This window comes from Candidatus Sarmatiella mevalonica, from assembly GCF_016751895.1.
In the GTDB taxonomy this organism is placed as follows: domain Bacteria; phylum Pseudomonadota; class Alphaproteobacteria; order Rickettsiales; family Rickettsiaceae; genus Sarmatiella; species Sarmatiella mevalonica.
The window spans coordinates 1-2,738 of sequence record NZ_JACVVM010000101.1; the positions used below are offsets into that span (position 1 = coordinate 1).

Below are 2,738 nucleotides of genomic sequence, written 5' to 3' on the forward strand. Positions count from 1 at the left end.
TTCAAGTATTCCCCTATGTTTTAACCGATTAAAGTAATTAAATACCCTTTTCCAGGGACCAAAATCTTTGGGTAAATCCCTCCAGAAACAGCCATTTTTGGTAATGTAAAATATACCATCCCATAAACGTCTGGCATCCCTAGGGGGCGGCCTGCCTTGTTTCCCCCTTCTTTTGTAAATTATCTTTTCGACTACGGCTCATTCTTCATCTGTTAAATCACTCGTATAGCTCGTTGACATCTCATATCCTCCCTTTGATGCCAATCATAACGATGTCCCTCCAATACTTCAACCTTTTGCGTGACTGGTTCTAAGAAAAACCCGTTAACAAAAGAGGATAAGGAGAAGAATCAAGAGCTTGCAAGCGAAATGGCGGTTAATGAAAATGTTATCGGTATGCTCAAACGATTTAAAATCATATCTGACAAATATAGAAACAGACGAAAAAGGTTTGGCCTCAGATTCAATTTGATTGCAGCTATTTATAACATGGAGCTAGTATAAATGAGTTTCGAAAGAGGTCTAATGTATGCCTTCTCTTTTTCCCTGAATAATACCGCTTTTGCTTGTTATTCCGATTCTTAATCCTTTTCTTATTTCTAGTCCTTATTTTTTTAGGACGCTTTATTGGCGTTTCTGTTGTATCTATTAGTATAACTTCATATTCCATATCGCTTCTAAGTAATGCCTTGCGACCAGGCAAAGCAAAATCAGGATGTTTGATTAGCGTATCGTCTATCCACTTAATTCCTTTGTAACAGGAACTTTCGCTTATTCCATAACTTTGACTAACATGGAAATATGCGCGGTATTCTCTGATATATTCCAATGCCATTAATAGCTGATTTTTCCATGCTCAGCTTATTTCTTCTACCTCCTTTAGTTTTTTCTTTTTATCAGCTTCTTCTAATATTTTTACCATCTTATCAAACGCACCACGCTTAACTCCTGTTAATCTTCTGAATTGATCATCTGATAAAATCTTTACTTGTTCATATTTCAATTACAAAACCATAATATTTTTATTGACCTAGCTTGAGTATACACATATATCATAATTTCGAAAGAGGCCTACTAAAATATCAAATCCTTCGCAACTAATGCAAATAATCTTAAAAAAATTCTTGGATGTTTCCTGATTTTTGTGTATGATATTGCCATATATGGAGTAGTTTTGTGTTGAAATAAACTCCATATATACCTTCTGTCTTAAAAAATCAAGGCCTCTTCCTATCATTAGGCGATATATTCTTACTACGCAACAGGTCTTCTGATATCTTGTTTTAAAGCTTCGTTATATGTCTGAATTTTTGCAAAGATTGCCTAAGAAAAATAGTTGATGTACTTGACACCGTGCCAAAGTGTTGATACCATTACATTTGGCTGATCCGCTGGGCATTAGTATGCAGATATGCGAATCAGGTTCGAGAGAAAGCAGTTCAACTGCGTTCTATGGGTCGGTGATCAGCTTATCGAACGAGATTTTAATGAGAGTGCGAAAGAAAAATATATAACATATAAATCTTTTAATCGATAGTCGTTTCGTTTATTTTGCATATTTTTTTAAATTCATCTGACTTTTTTAGATGAATTATACTCCTGTTGCATAGATTTTTGGGGCGTCGCCAAGTGGTAAGGCAACGGTTTTTGGTATCGTCATCCGGTGGTTCGAATCCATCCGCCCCAGCCACTTCACTTTTCTACTGTCGATTTTCTTACTGACTATCTTAAAGAGTTGATGGAATCTGTAGGGTGCAAGTTTGTGTTTTTGCCTCCATATTCTCCAGACTTAAATCCTATACTCTTAGCAAATATGAAACGTTGGATTAGCGGCAAAATCTTTTCTTTTGATAAACTTTATACAGCTTTAAATCAGTTCTTTACCCTACAAACCTCGACTTAATTTAGTATATCAGAGCTTCAGATTTGATAGAAGTCAGAGAAAAATGCAAAAAGAAGCATCTGAAGTTTTTGGAATATACAGCAATACGTTAAATAGAATTGAACTATTTGTAAAAATAATCCTAACACCAAGCTAGAAGTAAGAGTCTGTATTCACAGTTTAGCCATCCTGTTTAGTCTCTTTAGTAACAGCATAGAGTGGGCGATTATTATCATGTTTTCGTAGTTGCTACAGCAAGTTCATGGTCTTTTGATAATCTCCTGCAGTTGCTCAGCCAAACAAACGTTCTCTCAACTACCCATCTTTTTGCAAGTATAGCTCCATAGCACCCTACAATTTATGATTTATGTAATAATTGAGGAAAATAGAAGTTGAAATCAATAGTAGAGTCATAATTCAAAATCCTTTTTACTCGACTATCAAGGGACTGTTGCGAGATGAGGTAATTTTTGTTATAATAAATCTCAAAAGAACGAGGTTTTCAAATGTCTTTAGCGCATCAAATTACAATGGTAAGTTTAAATCAATTAGTTAGTCCAAAGCATCAATATCGCAAATTTAAAGACTTATTTGATTTTGAGGTGGCAGCGAAAGAATTAAAAAGCGTTGAATCTCCTGCAAATTATAAAGGTTATGGAGTTCAGCGTCTTTTTAAATGTTTGCTTTTGCAATTCATGGAAGATTTGTCAGACCGTGAATTAGAAAGATATTTGAGTGATAGCGTTGCCGCCAAATGGTTTTGTGATTTTGATTTAACAGAGGCTACTCCTGATTACAGTGTTTTTAGTAAACTCAGAACGAAGATAGGTACCAATCTTTTGGCTAAAATATTTGC

At 35.0% G+C, this 2,738-nt stretch carries 4 protein-coding genes, 1 tRNA gene and 2 pseudogenes; 4 read left to right on the forward strand and 3 right to left on the reverse strand.

The window, feature by feature from the left end; translation table 11 throughout:
• The coding region (locus Sarmat_RS07500) for a transposase (RefSeq protein WP_202149129.1) at positions 1–183 on the reverse strand (183 nt) is incomplete at its 3' end.
• Between the two features lie 126 nt (positions 184–309).
• Here Sarmat_RS07500 and Sarmat_RS06415 point away from each other — a divergent pair.
• Positions 310–504: pseudogene (locus Sarmat_RS06415) on the forward strand (transposase family protein); the annotation flags it as partial.
• Positions 505–523: 19 nt separating this feature from the next.
• Here Sarmat_RS06415 and Sarmat_RS06420 read toward each other — a convergent pair.
• Positions 524–1,003: pseudogene (locus Sarmat_RS06420) on the reverse strand (transposase family protein); the annotation flags it as partial.
• A gap of 27 nt (positions 1,004–1,030) precedes the next feature.
• Positions 1,031–1,195 carry a hypothetical protein gene (locus Sarmat_RS06425; RefSeq protein ID WP_202149935.1) on the reverse strand — a complete coding sequence of 55 codons (165 nt, stop codon included), beginning with the start codon at positions 1,193–1,195 and terminating at the stop codon, positions 1,031–1,033.
• A gap of 420 nt (positions 1,196–1,615) precedes the next feature.
• Between Sarmat_RS06425 and Sarmat_RS06430 the strand changes: the two genes are divergently transcribed.
• The 3 genes from Sarmat_RS06430 to Sarmat_RS06440 form a co-directional block, all read left to right on the forward strand.
• Positions 1,616–1,690: transfer RNA gene (locus tag Sarmat_RS06430), tRNA-Gln, on the forward strand.
• Between the two features lie 48 nt (positions 1,691–1,738).
• Positions 1,739–1,903: a hypothetical protein gene (locus Sarmat_RS07240; protein ID WP_341826622.1), complete on the forward strand. Its 165-nt coding sequence runs from the start codon at positions 1,739–1,741 to the stop codon at positions 1,901–1,903.
• 485 nt (positions 1,904–2,388) lie between these two features.
• On the forward strand, positions 2,389–2,738 hold a 350-nt coding region (locus Sarmat_RS06440), incomplete at its 3' end, for a transposase (RefSeq protein WP_202149936.1).